General features: G+C 68.4%; 18 protein-coding genes. 7 read left to right on the top strand and 11 right to left on the bottom strand.

The window, feature by feature from the left end:
• Positions 1-16: 16 nt before the first annotated feature.
• Positions 17-940, bottom strand: a complete 924-nt coding sequence (locus AC5WJ1_RS23200; RefSeq protein WP_133095948.1) for a LysR substrate-binding domain-containing protein — start codon at positions 938-940, stop codon at positions 17-19.
• 142 nt (positions 941-1,082) lie between these two features.
• On the opposite strand from AC5WJ1_RS23200, the gene AC5WJ1_RS23195 reads away from it, so the two are divergent.
• Entirely contained in the window at positions 1,083-2,582 is a 1,500-nt protein-coding gene (locus AC5WJ1_RS23195) for an amidase (RefSeq protein WP_195430134.1), read from the top strand.
• Positions 2,583-2,682: 100 nt separating this feature from the next.
• Positions 2,683-3,669, top strand: coding sequence for a Bug family tripartite tricarboxylate transporter substrate binding protein (locus AC5WJ1_RS23190; protein ID WP_133095950.1), 987 nt, complete (start codon positions 2,683-2,685; stop codon positions 3,667-3,669).
• Positions 3,670-3,715: 46 nt separating this feature from the next.
• Here the strand turns inward: AC5WJ1_RS23190 and AC5WJ1_RS23185 are convergent, their stop codons facing one another.
• On the bottom strand, positions 3,716-4,492 hold the full coding sequence (locus AC5WJ1_RS23185) for an NAD(P)H-dependent oxidoreductase (RefSeq protein WP_135703220.1): 777 nt from the start codon (positions 4,490-4,492) through the stop codon (positions 3,716-3,718).
• Between the two features lie 97 nt (positions 4,493-4,589).
• Here AC5WJ1_RS23185 and AC5WJ1_RS23180 point away from each other — a divergent pair, with 97 nt between their 5' ends.
• Positions 4,590-5,492 carry a LysR family transcriptional regulator gene (locus tag AC5WJ1_RS23180; protein ID WP_135703221.1) on the top strand — a complete coding sequence of 301 codons (903 nt, stop codon included), beginning with the start codon at positions 4,590-4,592 and terminating at the stop codon, positions 5,490-5,492.
• A gap of 98 nt (positions 5,493-5,590) precedes the next feature.
• Positions 5,591-5,986 (top strand): nuclear transport factor 2 family protein, encoded by a 396-nt coding sequence (locus AC5WJ1_RS23175; protein ID WP_135703222.1) that lies wholly within the window; start codon positions 5,591-5,593, stop codon positions 5,984-5,986.
• 26 nt (positions 5,987-6,012) lie between these two features.
• Here AC5WJ1_RS23175 and AC5WJ1_RS23170 read toward each other — a convergent pair whose 3' ends face one another.
• Positions 6,013-6,447 carry a RidA family protein gene (locus AC5WJ1_RS23170; RefSeq protein ID WP_205751623.1) on the bottom strand — a complete coding sequence of 145 codons (435 nt, stop codon included), beginning with the start codon at positions 6,445-6,447 and terminating at the stop codon, positions 6,013-6,015.
• Between the two features lie 126 nt (positions 6,448-6,573).
• Here AC5WJ1_RS23170 and soxR point away from each other — a divergent pair, with 126 nt between their 5' ends.
• Positions 6,574-7,089 carry a redox-sensitive transcriptional activator SoxR gene (gene soxR, locus AC5WJ1_RS23165; RefSeq protein WP_243736937.1) on the top strand — a complete coding sequence of 172 codons (516 nt, stop codon included), beginning with the start codon at positions 6,574-6,576 and terminating at the stop codon, positions 7,087-7,089.
• A 9-nt stretch (positions 7,090-7,098) separates the two neighbouring features.
• Here the strand turns inward: soxR and AC5WJ1_RS23160 are convergent, their stop codons facing one another.
• Positions 7,099-7,488, bottom strand: coding sequence for a c-type cytochrome (locus AC5WJ1_RS23160; protein WP_133095955.1), 390 nt, complete (start codon positions 7,486-7,488; stop codon positions 7,099-7,101).
• A 157-nt stretch (positions 7,489-7,645) separates the two neighbouring features.
• Here AC5WJ1_RS23160 and AC5WJ1_RS23155 point away from each other — a divergent pair, with 157 nt between their 5' ends.
• The gene (locus tag AC5WJ1_RS23155) at positions 7,646-8,050 is read left to right on the top strand and encodes a hypothetical protein (protein WP_133095956.1); all 405 of its coding nucleotides are present in this window, start codon (positions 7,646-7,648) and stop codon (positions 8,048-8,050) included.
• Between the two features lie 120 nt (positions 8,051-8,170).
• Positions 8,171-8,830: a DsbA family oxidoreductase gene (locus tag AC5WJ1_RS23150; protein WP_135703223.1), complete on the top strand. Its 660-nt coding sequence runs from the start codon at positions 8,171-8,173 to the stop codon at positions 8,828-8,830.
• Between the two features lie 59 nt (positions 8,831-8,889).
• On the opposite strand, the gene AC5WJ1_RS23145 is transcribed toward AC5WJ1_RS23150, so the two are convergent.
• From AC5WJ1_RS23145 to AC5WJ1_RS23115, 7 genes are all read right to left on the bottom strand, one after another.
• A complete protein-coding gene (locus AC5WJ1_RS23145; protein ID WP_218959656.1) occupies positions 8,890-10,032 on the bottom strand; it encodes a 3-deoxy-7-phosphoheptulonate synthase in 1,143 nt (380 codons plus the stop codon).
• A 175-nt stretch (positions 10,033-10,207) separates the two neighbouring features.
• On the bottom strand, positions 10,208-10,585 hold the full coding sequence (locus tag AC5WJ1_RS23140; protein WP_195430144.1) for a hypothetical protein: 378 nt from the start codon (positions 10,583-10,585) through the stop codon (positions 10,208-10,210).
• A gap of 52 nt (positions 10,586-10,637) precedes the next feature.
• On the bottom strand, positions 10,638-13,742 hold the full coding sequence (locus AC5WJ1_RS23135) for an efflux RND transporter permease subunit (RefSeq protein WP_494476576.1): 3,105 nt from the start codon (positions 13,740-13,742) through the stop codon (positions 10,638-10,640).
• Positions 13,743-13,751: 9 nt separating this feature from the next.
• The gene (locus AC5WJ1_RS23130) at positions 13,752-14,816 is read right to left on the bottom strand and encodes an efflux RND transporter periplasmic adaptor subunit (protein WP_240745843.1); all 1,065 of its coding nucleotides are present in this window, start codon (positions 14,814-14,816) and stop codon (positions 13,752-13,754) included.
• A 68-nt stretch (positions 14,817-14,884) separates the two neighbouring features.
• Positions 14,885-15,439 (bottom strand): hypothetical protein, encoded by a 555-nt coding sequence (locus tag AC5WJ1_RS23125; protein ID WP_434034392.1) that lies wholly within the window; start codon positions 15,437-15,439, stop codon positions 14,885-14,887.
• A complete protein-coding gene (locus AC5WJ1_RS23120; RefSeq protein ID WP_494476575.1) occupies positions 15,436-16,653 on the bottom strand; it encodes a TolC family protein in 1,218 nt (405 codons plus the stop codon). Before AC5WJ1_RS23120 ends, AC5WJ1_RS23125 begins: the two co-directional genes overlap by 4 nt.
• Positions 16,654-16,752: 99 nt before the next feature.
• Positions 16,753-17,133 carry a hypothetical protein gene (locus AC5WJ1_RS23115; protein WP_494476574.1) on the bottom strand — a complete coding sequence of 127 codons (381 nt, stop codon included), beginning with the start codon at positions 17,131-17,133 and terminating at the stop codon, positions 16,753-16,755.
• Positions 17,134-17,152: the final 19 nt, after the last annotated feature.

Genomic DNA, 17,152 nt, shown 5'->3' with positions numbered 1-17,152 from the left:
GCCGCCAGCGCAGGATTCAGGCCGCCGCGCCCATCTCCGCCGCCAGGCGCTCCCGGGCGAAGTCCAGGAAAGCGCGCACTCCCTCGGGCAGCGTGCGGCCGGCCAGCGTCTGCAGTTCGACCGCACGGCTGCGCATGCCGCGCTCGCGGATGGCAGCGGCATGCAGTTCGCCGCGCCGCAGGCGGTCGCCTACGGTCACCGCGCCCGAGATCGACAGCCCGCCGCCATGCAGCACGAAGCTGGTCAGCGTCTCGAAGTGGTTGGTCACCAGCACCGGATCGAACACGATGCCGCGCTCGCCGCAGGCAATGTCGAACAGCTGCCGAACAGTGTTGTCGCCTTCCGGCAGCGCCAGCGGGTACGGCTGCATCTGCGCCAGCGTGATGCTGCGAAAGCGCGCCAGCGGGTGGTCGGGCCGCATGATGGCGATGACCGGCGCGGGCTGGCGATGCTCGATGCGTATGCCCTGCTCGGCCGCACGGCTGTAGGTGATGCCGATGTCCGCGTCGCCATGCAGCACGATGCCGGTCACCTCCGCCGGCGCCGCCACGCGCACATGGAAATGCAGCCCCGGATAGCGCTCGCGGAACTCGGCGATGATGCGCGGCAGGAACTCGATGGCAAACCCGGCGGAGCTGGCAATGCGCACGCGGCCACGGCGCAGCCCCTGCAGCGCGGCGATCTCCGCCACGACGCGGTCCGCTTCCAGGGCGCCGCGCAGCGCATAGGCGGCGAGCAGTTCACCGGCGGCGCTCGCGACCATGCCCCGGGGGCGCCGGTCGAACAGCGGCACGCCCAGCAGCGCCTCCAGTGCCGCGACCTGCCGGCTGACCGCCGAAACGGTCACGCTCAGGCGCTGCGCCGCCTCGGTCAGCGAACCGCTGCGCACCACCTCCAGGAAGTAGCGCAGCGAGGTGTCCTGCAGGCGGTGCGACAGCATGGGGGCGGCTCCGTGGAATGCGGCGGTGCAGCGAGCCGCTTTGCGTTTTATGCAAGGATATTTGAAAAAATCATCGATTGCGTAAAGCCCTGCCGGGCCCGTATGCTTTTTCCCGACACCACAGGAGACACCGGGAGAACCCATGGCGAACAGGCTTTCCAGCGCGCTTTCCATCACGCTTCCCACCGCGCTTCCCACCGACCCGATCACCGAACTCGATGCCGTCGCCCTGTCGCGCGCCGTCCATGCCCGGGAGGTCTCTTGCGTGGAGGTGCTGGAGGCCTTCCTCGGCCAGGTCGATCGCCACAACCCCCGCGTCAACGCCATCGTCGCGCCAGTCGACCGCGACGTGCTGCGCAGCCAGGCGCAAGCGCTCGATGCCGAGCTGGCGCGCGGCGACAGCCGCGGCCCGCTGCACGGCTTTCCGCAAGCGCCCAAGGACATCAGCCCGGCGGCGGGCATGGTCACCACCAAGGGGTCGCCGATTTTTGCCGGGCAGGTCACCCGGAGCGATGCCGCGATCTTCGAGCGCATGCGCGCCGCGGGCTCGGTCTTTATCGGCCGCACCAACTCGCCCGAGTTCGGCCTGGGCGGCCATACCTACAACCCGGTCTACGGCACCACCCGCAATGCCTTCGACCCGGCGCGCTCGGCCGGCGGCAGCTCCGGCGGCGCGGCGGTGGCCGTGGCGCTGCACATGCTGCCGGTGGCGGACGGATCGGACATGATGGGCTCGCTGCGCACGCCCGCGGCCTTCAACCAGGTGTACGGCCTGCGCACGTCGGTCGGCTGCGTGCCGCATGGGCCCGCCGACGAGGTCTTCTTCCAGCAGTTCAGCGTGGCCGGGCCGATGGCGCGCAACGTGCCCGACCTGGCGCTGCTGCTGTCGGTGCAGGCCGGCTTCGATGCGCGCATGCCGCTGACGCGGCGCGCCGAAGCGCCCGGCGCCTTCACGCTGCCCCCCGCGCGCGACTGGAAAGGTGTGCGCGTGGGCTGGCTTGGCGACCTGGGCGGCCACTTGCCGACCGAGCCCGGTGTGCTCGAAACCTGCGAGCAGGCACTGGACCACTTCCGCGCGCTCGGCTGCGACGTCGACGCCGCACTGCCGGATTTCGAGCTGGAGCGCCTGTGGCAGGCGTGGATCGACCTGCGCAGCTTCTCGGTGGCCGGCGCCAATGGCACGCTGTACCGCGACCCGGCCACGCGCGCGTTGCTCAAGCCCGAGGCCGCCTGGGAAATCGAGCGCGGCCTGGCGCTGCCCGGCACGCGCGTCTACGAAGCCCTGTGCGAGCGCAGCGCGTGGTACCAGGCACTGCGCGCGCTGTTCGAGCGCTTCGACTACCTGGTGCTGCCGGCCGCGCAGGTGTTCCCGTTCGACGCCGGATGGGACTGGCCGCGCAGCGTCGGCGGCCGTGACATGGACACCTACCACCGCTGGATGCAGGTCGTGGTGCCGGCCACCATGGCCGGGCTGCCGGCGCTGGCCGCGCCCGCCGGCTTCGGCCCGCAGGGGCTGCCAGCCGGCATCCAGATCATCGGGCCGGCGCAGGCCGACGCGGCGGTGCTGCAGCTGGGCCATGCCTACGACCAGGCCGGCGGCTTCTCGCGCGTGCGCAGCCCGTGGCTGGACCGCGCGGCCTAGTTCGACAACACACCACACCATCACAACACACGCGGCCCGGCCTGACCCGGGCCGGCGCCCACCCTTCGCTTTCCTACAACTGCCGGCAGGAGTGAATCCGATGACCGCATTGCCCCCGAAGCTGTTCCTCGCCTGTGCCGCATTCAGCGCGGCGATGGCCACGGCGCCTGCCATGGCGCAGGCGCCAGCCTGGCCCGAGCGCCCGTTGCGGCTGGTGGTGCCGTTCGCCGCCGGCGGCGCCACCGACCTGCTGGGCCGGCTGCTCGCTGTCGGCCTCGGCGAAAAGCTGGGCCAGCCGGTAGTGGTCGAGAACAAGCCCGGCGCCAGCACGGTGGTCGGCGCCACCCAGGTCTCCAAGGCAGCCCCTGACGGCTACACCCTGCTGCTGGCGGCCAGCACCACGCTGACGCTGAACCCGGCGATCCGGCAGCACCTGGGCTATGACCCGATCAAGAGCTTCACGCCGCTGGGCCTGGTCGCCGACATGAGCCTGGTGCTGGTTGCCAATCCCGATGCGCAGGTCGGCTCGGTGAAGGACCTGGTGACGCAGGCCAGGGCCCATCCCGACAAGTTCTCCTATGGCTCGTTCGGCACGGGTTCGTCGGTGCATTTCGGCGGCGAGATGCTCAAGTCCGCCACCGGCATCCGCATGGTCCACGTTCCCTTCAATGGCAGCGCGCCGAGCCTGACCGCGCTCGCCGGCGGGCAGGTGCAGGTGGCGGTCGATACCGTGGTTGCCAGCCTGCCGCTGATCAAGGGCGGCAAGATCCGGCCGGTGGCGGTGCTGTCGCCGCAGCGGCTGCCGGCGCTGCCGCAGGTGCCGACGGTGGCGGAAAGCGGCTATCCCGGCTTCCAGATGGGCACCTGGTTCGCACTGCTGGCGCCGGCGGGACTGCCCGCGCCGGTGCAGCAGAAGCTGGAAAAGGCGCTGGCCGAAGTCGCCAATGCCCCGGCCACGCGCGCGCGCATGGTCGAGCTGGCGCTGACGCCGGCCTACGGCAACGGCGCCGCGGTGCGGGCGCGGGTCGAGAAGGAGCTGCCGGAGATGCGCGCAGTGGCCGCGCGCGCGGATATCCGCGCTGAATGACGGTGGCAGGCGCCTGCCTGCCGCACGGTGCCCCCGCGCGCGCGGCTCATGCGACGTGCGCAGCAAACCCTGCCAGGCCCGGCGCCACGTCTTCGCGCAGCGTCAGCGCCGGGATCCGGTAGTCGCCGGCGTTCTGCGGCCGGAACGGAATCGGCGCCGTGGTCGCCAGCGTATCGAGGCGCTCGCCCAGCTCTGCGCGGATCGCGGCAAAGCGCGCGTCGTCGACCCGGCTGGTCCGGTACACCACGTACGGCGGCAACACGTCGAAGCCGGGGTAGTACAGGATGCCGTGCTGGATCGGGAACAGGACATCGTCGATCGGCCCGTTGATGCCGCGCGCGCTGTAGTGCGATTCCCAGCCGCCGGTGGTGACCACCAGCATCGCGCGCTTGCCGGCGAGCATGCCTTCGCCGTAGCGGTTGCCCCAGCGTTCGTCCGAGTGCTCGCCCACGCCGTAGGCAAAACCATAGGCGTAGACGCGCTCGATCCAGCCTTTCAGGATCGCCGGCATCGAGAACCACCACAGCGGGAACTGCAGGATCACCGTATCGGCCCAGCGCAGCTTGTCCTGCTCGCGCGCGATATCGTCGCTCTGCAGGCCGTTCTCGAATGCGTGCCTGGAATCCAGCGAGGGATGGAACGGCGCATCGCCGCGGCGCGCCTTGCTGTCTGCGGCATCGAGCTGCGCTTTCCATTGCATCGCGTACAGGTCGGATACCTGGACCTGGTGGCCGGCATCGCTCAGCCGCTGCACCGCGTAATCGCGGATGGCGCCGTTGAGCGAGGTGGGTTCGGGGTGGGCGTAGACGATAAGAACGTTCATGACAGCGGCTTCCTTGGGTAAGCAATGATCGGGAGAAGCCAGCTTAGGCCGCCGCGAGGTATATTGGAAATGAATATCCAGTATCACAGGTATTGTCATGACTAATCTCAGGCGGCTCGACCTCAACCTGCTGGTCACGCTGGACGTGCTGCTGTCCGAGCACAACGTGACCCGCGCCGCGCAACGCCTGCATTTCTCGCAGCCATCGGTCAGCGTCCACCTGGCCAGGCTGCGCGACTACTTCGGCGATCCGTTGCTGCTGCCCGGGCCGCGCGGCATGCGGCCCACGGCCAGGGCGGAATCGCTGCGCGAGCCGCTGCGCGAAGCGCTGGCCGCGCTGGAGCACGCGGTGTCGCCCGACAGTCCCTTCGATCCCGCCGCCGCCACGCATACCTGGCGCGTGGCGGCCACCGACTACGGCGAATCGACCATCGTGCTGCCGGCCATCCGGGCGCTGCGCACCGCCGCCCCGGGCGCGCGGCTGGCGGTGCTGGAGATGGTGCCGTCGCGCATCGCCCGCCAGTGCGAGCAGGGCGAGCTGGACCTGGCCTTCCACACGACCGAAGGCTCGCCGCCCGCGCTGCACCGGCGCGCCCTGTTCACCGAGCGCTATGTGCTGGCGGGCCGCGGCGGCCATCCCCGGCTGAAGCGGCGGCCGACGCTGGCCCAGTTCTGCGCGCTCGAGCATGTGATGGTGTCGCCCGACGGCGGCGGCTTCTCCGGCGTTACCGACGAGGCGCTGGCGCTGGCCGGCATGCAGCGCCGCGTGGTGCTGTCGGTGCCACATTTCCTCTTTGTCGCCGCGGTGCTGGCGAGCACCGACCTGGTGGCGATGGTGCCGCAGCGCCTGGTGCGCGATGCGCCGGCACTGCGCGTGGTCGAGCCGCCCGTCGAGGTGCCGGGCTACGAGATGTCGATGCTGTGGCATGAGCGCGTGCACCGTGACCCGGCACATCGCTGGCTACGGGAGCAGATCGTCGCGTCGCTCTCACAGGCCTAGACCGGCGCTTCTGTTTTGCATACAAAACTGGAATACAATCAGTGCTTTCAATGTAGCGGCCGGGTGCTTCCCGCGCCGCCCCAGTTTTGGAGGAGACCATGACCTACAGTACAACCGGCCTGACTTCCCGCCACACCGCCGCCCTGGCCCCGATCGAGGACTACCTGCAGGGCCACGCCACCGGCAACCCCGAGGTGATGCGCCGCGCCTTCCATGCCGACGCCCGCATCGTCTCGTTCCGCGACGGCAAGCTGCATTCGCTGACGGTGGAAGACTTTATCGCCGCGCGCTGCCCCGGCCATCCGCCGGCCGATGAAGCGCAGCGCCGGCGCGCCATCAGCCAGTTCGACGTGGTCGGCAATGCCGGCGTGGCCAAGGTCGTGCTGGAGCATCCGGACGTGGTCTTTACCGACTACATGACGCTGCTGCAGATCGACGGCGCGTGGAAGATCGTCAACAAGACCTTCAGCGCCGCGCCACGCGTGCCGCAGTAACGTACTGCGGCGGCTGCCCGCGCGGCTCAGCCGGGCAGCACCGCGGTGGCTTCGATCTCGAACAGCATGTTGTCGAGCGCCAGCCGCGGCACCGGGATCAGCGTGCAGGCCGGCGCGGGCCGGTCGCCCCACATCTCGCGCAGCGCGGCGCCGAAGGTGCGCAGGCGGTCGTGCGAGTGGTCGACCACCAGCACCGTCAGCTTGGCGACATCGCCCACGTCGGCGCCCGCGGCCTGCAGCGCGATGCGCAGGTTCTGCATGGCCCGCGCCACCTGCCGCGGAAAATCCGCCGCCAGGCAGCCGGCGGCATCCTCGCCGCCCTGCCCGGCCACGTAGACGATGCGGGCGGGCCCTTCCACCACCGCCACGTGCGAATAGCCGTTGGGACGCGGGTCGTACAGCGCGGGGGGATTGATCAGGTTCAGCGAAGCATTGGGGCGGGCAGGCGTCAGCATGGTCATCAACTCTGTGTTGAGAGAAGGGCAAACAATGGAGCCGCAAGTATCAAACCTCAAGTTAGGTTAAGGTCAAGCGCGGCCACGGTGGTAGCATGGGCATTCCCGCCGCCGCCCTCCCTCCACCCAGCCATGCCCAAGACTTCCCGACCTGTTCCCGCCGTGCCTGCCACGGCCGATGCGCCGCGCCGGCGCCGGCCAGGACCTGCCGAGGAACTGCTGTCGGTCGGGCAGGTGGCCGAACGCACCGGCATCGCGGTATCGGCGCTGCATTTCTATGAATCACGCGGGTTGATCGCCAGCACGCGCAGCGGCGGCAACCAGCGCCGCTATGCGCGCGCCGTGCTGCGGCGGCTGGCGGTGATCCGCGTGGCGCAGCGCATGGGGCTGCCGCTGGCGGTGATCGCGGCGGCGATGCAGAAGCTGCCCGACGGGCGCGCGCCGACAGTGGCGGACTGGCGGCGGCTGTCGGCCAGCTGGCGCGATGACCTGGAGGAACGCATCCGCACGCTGACGATGCTGCGCGACCAGCTCGATGGCTGCATCGGGTGCGGCTGTTTGTCGCTGAAGGCGTGCCCGCTGCGCAATCCGCAGGATGCGCTGGCCGGAGCAGGGCCGGGGCCGCATTTCCCCGGCGAAGAGGATTAGGCGGAGGCCTTACCGGAAGGTCTGCAGGTATCCGAGCAGGTCTTCGATCTGCTTGTCGTTGCCCATGCCCCAGAAGCGCATTTTGGTGCCCGGCACGACCTTGGCCGGTGAACGCAGGAAGGCGCTCAACGTGTCGCGCGACCACACCACCCTGGATGTGCGCATCGCTTCCGAATACTGGAAATCCGTTGTCGTACCCGCCTGGCGCCCGAAGATGCCGTTCAACTGCGGCCCGAACGCGCCGCGCGCATTGCGGCCGACGTAGTGGCACGACGCGCAGCGCGTGGCAAACAGTGCCTTGCCGGCCTGCAGGTCAGGCTCGGCGCGCGCCACGGCGGGCATTGCGGCAAGGATGGAAAAGGCGAGGAAAGCGGCGGCGGGCAGGACGGTACGGCGCATGGGCAACACGGGGCAATGAACTGCGAGGCTGCATGATACAGGCGCGCGGGTGGATGGGCAGGTTACACCGCGTCACACTTGCAACACTTCGAGCGCCCAATATTACGGACCCTGCCCCTACAGTGAGCCCATGTCCAACGCCCCTTGGGAGGCACCCATGAAACGAATCCTGGCAATGGCAGTAGCAGGCGGTGCATTGCTGGCGGCGAGTGCCGCAGCCCATGCCGGCGTCAGCGTCGGCATCAATATCGGCGCGCCCGCCGTCGTGGTCGCGGAGCCGGCGCCGGTGTACCGCCCGGCCCCGGCGGTCTACGTGCCGGCGCCCGCGCCGGTAGCGTATGCCCCCGCCCCAGTCGCCTACGCCCCGGCACGCCCGGTGGTAGTGGCCCCGGTGCCGGTGCGCTATCGCCCGGACTATCGGGCCGACTATCACCCCGGCTATCACCCCGGCTATCACCGCGCGGAATACCGCGAGGCTCGCCGCGAATGGCGCGAGCGCGAATGGGCCCACCGCCATGACGGGCACCGCGATTACCGCGGCCCGGGCCGCCACTGGGACTGACACGCCGCTGCCGGCCGGGCCCTCCAGCCCGGCCGCCGTGGAAAGGCCCTTCCAGCAAAGATCCGCAAGTCAGGCTACCCTGTCGGCCAACTTCCCGTTTGAGCCTGCCAGGAAATCGCCATGACCCAACCCCTCAGAATCGACTTCGTCTCCGACATCGCCTGCCCCTGGTGCGCCATCGGCCTGTCTTCGCTCCAGCTCGCGCTGCAGCGGCTGGGCGACAAAGTCGACGCCGAGATCGTGCTGCATCCCTTCGAGCTGAACCCCGACATGGGCCCCGAAGGCCAGGCCATTGTCGACTACCTCGGCAAAAAGTATGGCCGCACGCCCGCGCAGATCGCCGAAACCCAGGCCATGATCCGCGAGCGCGGCGCCGGCGTGGGCTTCACCTTCGGCGAGCGCGCCTTCGTCTACAACACGTTCGACGCGCACCGGCTGCTGCACTGGGCCGGCCTGGAGGGCAAGCAAGTCCCGCTGAAGCTGGCGCTGCTGCGCGCCTACCATACCGATGGCAAGGATCCGGGCAACCATGCCGTGCTGCTCGAGGCGGCGGCGTCGGTCGGCCTGGATGCGGACGCCGCGCGCCACGTGCTGGAAAGCGGCCAGTACGGCGACGAGGTGCGCGCCGAAGAGCGCCAGTACCAGCAGATGGGCATCCAGTCGGTGCCGTCGGTGATCTTCAACAACCGCTACCTGGTAACGGGCGGGCAGCCGGTCGAGGCCTTCGAGCAGGCGATCCGGGAGATCGCGGCCGAGGCGCAGGCGGGTACGGCAACCTGAAGCAACGCGTGTGCTGACTGGACCGGCCTGGGGTGGTCCTCAGGCCGGTAGCTTGCGGGTCAGGAATTGCGCTTGTGCCCGCGCCGTTCATTGACCGCTTCGCCGAGCAAGTCCAGCATTGCCAGCGAATCCTCCCAGCCGATGCAGGCATCGGTAATGCTCTGCCCGTAGGTCAGGGCGGACGGGCTGTGCTGCCCCGGGGTGAACTTCTGCGCGCCGGCCACCAGATTGCTCTCGACCATGACCCCGAAGATGGAGCGGCTGCCGCTGCGGATCTGCTGCGCCACGTCCCGCGCCACGTCCAGCTGACGCTGATGCTGCTTGCTGCTGTTGGCGTGGCTGAAATCCACCATCAGCGCGTCGCCCAGCCCTGCCGCCTGCAACTCCCGGCACGCCGCCGCCACGGAATCCGCATCGTAGTTGGGCACCTTGCCGCCGCGGAGAATGACGTGGCAATCCGGATTTCCCTTGGTGTGCACCGTCGCGACCTGGCCGTTCTTGTGCACTCCCAGGAAGTGGTGCGGTCGCGATGCGGCCTGGATCGCGTCGATCGCAATCCTGATATTTCCGTCGGTGCCGTTCTTGAAGCCGATCGGCGCTGAAATGCCTGAAGCCAGCTCGCGATGCACCTGGCTTTCCGTGGTGCGGGCGCCGATCGCGCCCCAGCAGATCAGGTCGCCGATGTACTGTGGCGAGATCACGTCGAGCAACTCGCCGGCCGCCGGCAGGCCGAGGCGGTTGATGTCGACCAGCAGGCTGCGCGCAATGCGCAGGCCCTCGTCGATGCGGTAGCTCTCGTCCAGATAAGGATCATTGATCAGCCCTTTCCAGCCGACCGTGGTCCGGGGCTTCTCGAAATACACGCGCATCACGATCTCGAGCGTGCCGGCATGACGTTGCCGCTGCTCCAGCAACAGCCGCGCATATTCGAGTGCCGCCTGCGGGTCGTGGATCGAGCAGGGTCCCATGATCACCAGCAACCGGTCGTCCTCGCCATGCTGGATACGCGCGATACGCTGCCGCGTCTGCGTGATCAGCGACTCGACCGCCGTGTTCCGGATCGGGAAAAAGCGGATCAGGTGTTCGGGCGGCGGCAGCGGGATGATGTCTTCGACATGCGCGTCGTCAGTCACGCTGGTACGGTCCGGCGGTGACTGCCATTCACTGGTGATGGTGGGCGAAGGTTTGAGCGGGTCGTTCATGGCGAGGTCGAGCAGGTTTTGCTAGCGAACGATGGTGCTACACCAATGGCGAGGGCGTCAAGGCAGGCCGAAGGCCCGCCTGCTTCCGAACTGTGTTGACGGGCACATATGATCCGCCTTCGCCACCCTGGTCCGGCCGGCACCTGTTACTGTCGACGAATCACTTGGCCACAAATCACTTCGCCACGAATCTCGCCGTCACGGTCTTGCCGTCGGCAAACCGGATCGTCGCAACCAGCTTGGCGCCAGCCTGCAGCGACAGCTTGTCGGCGGCCACGAGCGCGTTTCCAGCGCCCGGCGCAAGCGTGGTTTCCGTCTTCCTGGCACCCGTCAGCACCGTCAGCTTGCCGCTGGCACCGGCCACGGGCAATTTCTTGTCGTGGTCGTCAACATAGATGGTGACTGCGCCATCCTTGTTGACCAGTTCGAATTGCAGGTCGCTGGCCGCCTGCACGATGCCGCCGTACTGCGCGGGCCCGGCGCCGTGGGCCAGCGCCAGGCCGGACACGCCAAGGCTGGTGGCAATCAGGATGGTTGTGATCTGCTTCTTCATCGCATACTCCATTGATGCAGCAACTTGGGGGCGTCGCTGCCAAAGCCCATGTTCAGTACATGTCGCCCTGCCGCTGCGACAGGATCCGCTCCAGCGGGCGGCGCCCGAACAGCCAGAAGGCCAGCGGCGTCAGCACGGAATCCAGGATGGTCGAGCTGACCAGGCCGCCGAATATCACCACGGCAACCGGATGCAGGATTTCCTTGCCTGGCGCATCGGCCGACACCAGCAGCGGAACCAGCGCAAATGCGGCGACCAGCGCAGTCATCAGCACCGGGGTCAGCCGCTCCAGGGAGCCTCGCACGATCATCGGGATTCCGAAGGTTTCTCCTTCGTGGCGGCACAGGTTGATGTAGTGGCTGACTTTCAGGATGCCGTTGCGGGTGGCGATGCCGGTCAGCGTAATGAAGCCGACCATCGATGCCACCGACAGCGCGAGTCCGCCGATCCACATCGCGATGACGCTGCCGATCAGCGCCAGCGGAATGTTGGCCATGATGATCAGCGTCAGCGTCGCCGAGCGGTAGCGCGAATAGAGCACCAGGTAGATCAGCGCAAGCGACACCAGGGACAGCAGCACGATCAGTTGCGTGGCTTGCTCCTGCGCCTGGAACTGGCCTTCGATGCTGATGAAGTAACCGCCCGGCAGCCCGGCGCGCGCCACGGCGCCGCGCACTTCGCTGATGATCCTCGACATATCCGAGCCGTCGGTGTTGGCATAGACGACGATGCGCCGCCGGCCATTCTCGCGGCCAATCTGGTTGGGGCCGTCGCCCTCTTCGACAGTGGCGAGAGCCGACAGCGGCACCGGCCCGCGCGGCGATTCCAGCATGATGCGGGACAAATCCTGCGGCGTGCGGCCGGCATCCGGCAAGCGCACCACCAGGTCGTAGCGGCGCACGCCTTCGATGAGCTGGGTGATGCGCGAACCATCGGACAAGGTCTGCAGAGCCTTCAGCGCCTCGCCCGCGGGGATGCCGTATTGCGCTGCCTTGCGGTAGTCGAGCCGCACGTTTACCTGCGGAATCAATACCTGGCGCTCCACCGTGATATCGACAAGCCCCGGTATGGCAGCGAGCCGCCCGCGCACGCTCTCCGCCAGCCCGCGCAGCGTATCGAGGTCATCGCCATAGATCTTGAGCGCGACTTGCGCCCGCACGCCGGACAGCAAATGATCCAGCCGGTGCGAAATCGGCTGGCCTATCGCGACCGACGCCGGAAGGCTTGCAAGCTGGGCGCGGATCGCGGCCATCACTTGCTCCCGGCTACGATCCGAGCGCTTCAGGTCGATGTCGATCTCGGACGAATGCACGCCTTCGGCATGTTCGTCGAGTTCGGCGCGGCCGGTGCGCCGTCCCACCTGGGTGACTTCAGGCACCTGGCGGACCAGCGTCTCGGCCAGTGCGCCCATGCGGTTGGCTTCGGCCAGCGAAGTACCGGGATTCAGCATCAGCGACATCACCAGCGAGCCTTCGTTGAAGGACGGCAGGAAGGTCCGCGGCATGAAGGGTACAGTGGCGGCCGCCAGCGCGACCGTGACGGCGGCCGTCACAAGCACGGCTTTGGCACGCGGGAACGACCGGTCCAGGATCCTGGCATCGACCCGCTTGAGCCACGCCACCAGCGGGCTGTCAGGATGATCCAGCCGCTTCATCCGCGGCAGCAGGTAGTACGAAAGTACCGGGGTCACCGTCATCGACACCAGCATCGACGCCAGGATCGACACGATATAGGCGATACCCAGCGGCGCGAACAGCCGCCCCTCGATGCCAGGCAGCGCGAACAGCGGCACGAATACCAGCACCACCACCAGGGTGGCATAGACAATGCCGGAGCGGACTTCGACCGACGCGCGCCAGATCGTTTCCAGCACGGACGGCGGGTCCTCCACGCTTGAGCGCTGCCTGAGCCGGCGCAGGATGTTTTCCACATCGACCACCGCGTCGTCGACCAGCTCGCCGATGGCAATGGCCAGCCCGCCCAGCGTCATCACGTTGATCGACTGGCCCAGCAGATGGAAGGCCAGCGCTGTCACCGCCAGCGACAGCGGGATCGCGACCAGCGAGATCGCGGTGGTGCGCGCGCTCAGCAGGAAGGCGAACAGGATCACGGTGACCATGATGGCGCCGTCGCGCAGCGCCTCGACCACATTGCCGATCGACGCCTCGATAAAGTCCGCCTGCCGGAACAGGACTTGCGGCGCGGACACGCCTGCCGGCAGTCCTCGCTTCAGTTCGCCCAGCGCTGCTTCCAGCTCGCGCGTCAGCCGGACCGTATCCGCCGCGGGCTGCTTCTGCACGCTGACGATCACTGCCGGCGTGCCATTGAAGCCGGCATCGCCGCGCTTGAGCGCCGCGGCATATCGTGCACTCGCCACCTGCTCGAGGAGCACCGGCGCGCCGTCCTTGTAGGCAACGGCCAGTCCCTTGAGGTCTTCCAGGCGGTTGGTGCGCCCGAGGTTGCGGATCAGGTATTCGCGGCCGTTCAGGTCGATGAAGCCGCCGCTGGTATTGGCCGCGAAGTCGCGCAACGCGTTTTCCACCTGCGGCAGCGCCACGCCGAACTGCGCCATCCTGGCGGTGTCCGGTTCCACCCGTAGCTGGCGCACCTCGCCGCCGATCGGGATGACCTGCGACACCCCGGCCACCGACAGCAGGCGCGGACGCAGCACGAAGTCGGCATACTCGCGCGCCTGCATGGGGCTGGCCCTGGCCGGATCGATCGGCAAGGCGATCAGCATGATCTCGCCCATGATCGACGATACCGGCCCGAGGATGGGCGTGAGCCCGCCGGGCAATTGCTCCCTGACCAGGGCAAGCCGTTCCGACACGAGCTGGCGGTTGCGATAGATATCGCTGCCCCAGTCGAACTCGGCATATACGATGGATAAGCCGACGCCGGACACCGAGCGGACCCGCGTGACGCCCGGCATACCGTTGAGCACAGTCTCGATCGGGAACGAAGCCAGCAGTTCGACTTCCTGCGGCGCCATGCCGCCGGCTTCGGTGATCACGGTCACCAGCGGCTTGTTGAGGTCCGGGAAGACATCCACCGGCGTGCGCCACGCGGTGAAGGCGCCGTACGCCATCAGAATGACGGCGACGGCGAGGACCAGCAGCCGGTTGCCAAGACTCGCGCGAACAATCCAGTTGAACATGCGCGCCCCTCAGCGGACCTGGTTGATCAGCGCCGCGCCGGACACCACCACGCGGTTCTCCGGCGACAGGCCCCTGACCACGACCACGGTACGCGCATCCAGCACCCGGGCCTCAACCGGCTGGGCGATAAAGCGCTGTGTCCCGGACTTGATCCATACCACCGGCACGTTGCTGGCATTGCGCACCAGCGCCTCGGCTGGCAGCGCAATGCCCGTGGCCGTGTCGGTCAGCGTGGCTACCACGGTTACCGGCTGGCCAACGGCAAGCGGCAAGGTTTTGCCTGCAAGCCGGAACATCAGCGGCACGGCCCCGTTCTTCAGGCTGCGGCCCGCGCCCACGAATTCCAGCTTGCCACCGTCCGCGCGGCCCAGCGTGCCGCCCTGGATGCGGCCCGCCAGCGTGGCATCCGCGGTGTTGGCTTCGATCAGCATCCGCTCCGGATCCAGCACTTCGTAAAGCACGTCGCCCGGCGCGACCACCTGGCCGGCCAGGACATTGGCGGTTGCGATGATTCCGCTGGCCGGCGCGGTCAGGTTGTCGGTGTGGCGCAGGCTCTTGCCCACCGCGTCGCGCTGGCCGGACAGGCTGCGGACTTCCGCGCGGACGGCTTCGATCTCCTTGCGCGGGATGCTGTCCTGCAGCGACTCCAGCCGCGCCAGCCGCTGCTGCGCCAGCTTGAGGTCGGCACTCAGGCTCGCCAGGCGGGCCTGCTGGTTGCCGGTATCGAAGGGTTCGTTCTTGTGCCGCAGGACGGCGAGCACCTGGCCCCTGGCAACGCGCTGCCCCAGCACCGGGAAGCCGCCGGAAGGCGGCTCGATCCAGCCGGCATGGCCTGCCTGGAGCCGGCCGCCGGCATTGGGATCGATCGCCACCACGGCGTTCAGCTCCACCGTCATCGGATGCGTGGCTTCCTGCGGCATCGCGGTCCGGATGCCCATGCGCCGTTGCGCGAGCTTGGGCACGTGGACGCTGCCATCCGGCAGCCTGGCCAGGCCGGTGCCCGATACCGCGCCGGCCACATCGAGGTGCTCGCCATCGGGCCCATGGGCACCGGGTCCTGCCTGGACCGGCATGCCTGCGCTAGCGGCCAATGCCATAGCAATGGCGACGAATCTTGTAATCCTGGACATGATGTCTGGCCTCAGCTCTTCTTGCCGGCATGGCGGCGCCACACGAACCCGGCCGCAGCGGCCAGTACCAGCGCGACGGGGATGATCCACGGCCAGCGCGCTTTCCAGAACGCGCCAAAGCCAGCGTCGTGCCCGTCCGCAACAACCTTCAGGCTGCCCTCGATCAGGTCGGACTCATTCCCCGCGATCAGCGTGAACACGAGCGCGTGGTTGCCGGGCCGGTGCAGCGCCCTGAGGAGCTTCTCGTCGGTAAAGGAGTAGTCGCCGAAGTCGGCGTGCAGCTTGCCTTGCGCCCTGATGCCGTTGAACTCGACCTCCAGATTGCCGTTCAGGACTGGTTCGTTGGTGGCATAGCGGTCCACCATCACCGACAGCTCGTCGGCAGCCAGGGTGCCAACCAGTTCGAATGTTTCCGTATGGGCTTCGATGATCGGCTGGGCATTCACGGCAGCGCCGGCGCTTGCCGGCGCGTCCAGGTGTTCGCCGTTTGGTCCGTGGGCCCCGGGCCCGGCATGCGCCATGCAGGCGCAGGAAAGCAGCAAAGTCAGAAAGAACTGGCGGATCATGGCAGCACTCCGAGAGCCTGGTTCAGGTTGGCAATGGCGATACCGCGCCTGGCGCGCTGGCGCGCCAGGTCGGCTTGGGCTTCGAGGGCGTGGTTCTGGGCGCGCAGCACCTCCGGCAAGCCGAGTTCGCCGGCATCGAAAGCCTTGCGTAGCAGCGCCGCCCGCTCGGACAGCGTGGCGCTGCGCTCTTCGGTGAGCCTGAGCTGCTGTTCCGCCAGCGACAGCGCCTGGCGTGCCGCGTCAATTTCGGAGCGGACGACGCGCTCGGTGCGGTCGAGTTCGGCGCGCGCCGTCATCAGATCCGTCTGCGCGGCCGACTCGCGTGGCATGTTGCGCGCCTCGGTGGCAAACGGAATCTTGATGAACAAGCCGACGGTCTGGTCGCTGGGCATGCCGCCGCCCGCACGGTCATTGCGGTACAGCACGCCGACTTCCGGCGGGTCGCGGCGCGACTTGCGCAGGTAGCCCACCTGACGCTCGCCGCGCTGCACGGCCCGCTGCGCCGCTTCCAGCCGCGGGTGGGCCGCGGCGGCGGCAGCAGGGTCGCTCACTGGCGCGGCGGCTTCGTCAAAGCGAAGCGGCAGGGCCGATACCCCGGTCGCTTGCAGCAGCCGCGTCCTGGCGTCCACCAGCCGCCCCTCGCTGTCCGCCAGCAGGCCCTGTGCCGCCAGATGGTCCTGCTGCGCCAGCAGCAGGTCGGTGCGCGCGAGGTCGCCAGCGGCAACCCGCCGGCGCACATCGTCGCGCAATGACGCGGCGATCTCTGCGCGATGCCGCAGCACATCGCGCTCCGCTTCCGCGGCCGCGAGCTGCCAGACTCGCTCGCGCACCTCCGCAGCAAGATTCAGCCGCGCCAGGGCGCCGCCGGCTTCAGCTTCGGCCGCTTGCGCGTCGGCCAGGTCGCCGCGTGCCGCACGCTGCCCTGGCATCCATACGGGGACGCCAAGCTGGACCTCGCTCTCGCGCAGGCCGCGCTTCTCGGTCCAGCGGTCATCCCGGTGCAGCAGCCCGAGCGTAGGCGGCCCGGCGATCAGCGAATCGGCCTGGATCCGGCTGGCCGCGGCCTCGAGGCGCCGCCCTTCGGTCGCCTGGAAGGCAACGGACCGCTCCCACGCTGTATTGAACAGCGCGTGCAGGTCCGCCGGCGCTGGCTGGGCATGGGCCGACGGCAGCAGCAGCGCGGACGCAACAATGGAAATGAAAATCTTCCGCATGGAATCCCCAATGCAAATTGCAAAAACGAAGCAAATGCGGCGGGGCGCGGCACAAGACATTGCGCCACGGGATGCAGTCAGGAGATCAGTGCCCCGCCGTCAGGCGGGCGCGTGAGGGGGGCGTAAAGGTGGACTGCCGCGGGGATCAGGCATGCGGCCGCCGAGGAACAACGGTTTGGGCTGCGTCCGCTGCGCCAGCGACAGCGGCAGGCCCCCGGGCAGCGGCGCCTGGAAGTGCATGCCGTAGTCGAAGTCAAGCTGGTGCGACGCGGAAGCGGCGGAATCGTCGAACGTGATATCCCCGTCATCATCGTGGTGATGGGGGACATGATCGGCATGCGCCGCCATGTGGTCCACCAGGTCCACCAGGTCCACCAGGTCCACCGGGAACCCGGCGGAATGCGCGAGCTGCCGCTGCGCTGCGGCCAGTGCCTGCAGCGGCAGGATCAGCATCAGGAGGATGGCAATCACGCGCGACATGGGGCGGGATTTTACCTGA

This window comes from Cupriavidus sp. MEYA8, assembly GCF_059278825.1.
The sequence above is the reverse complement of the archived record's forward strand: the minus strand, read 5'-3'. Positions and strand labels throughout refer to the sequence as shown.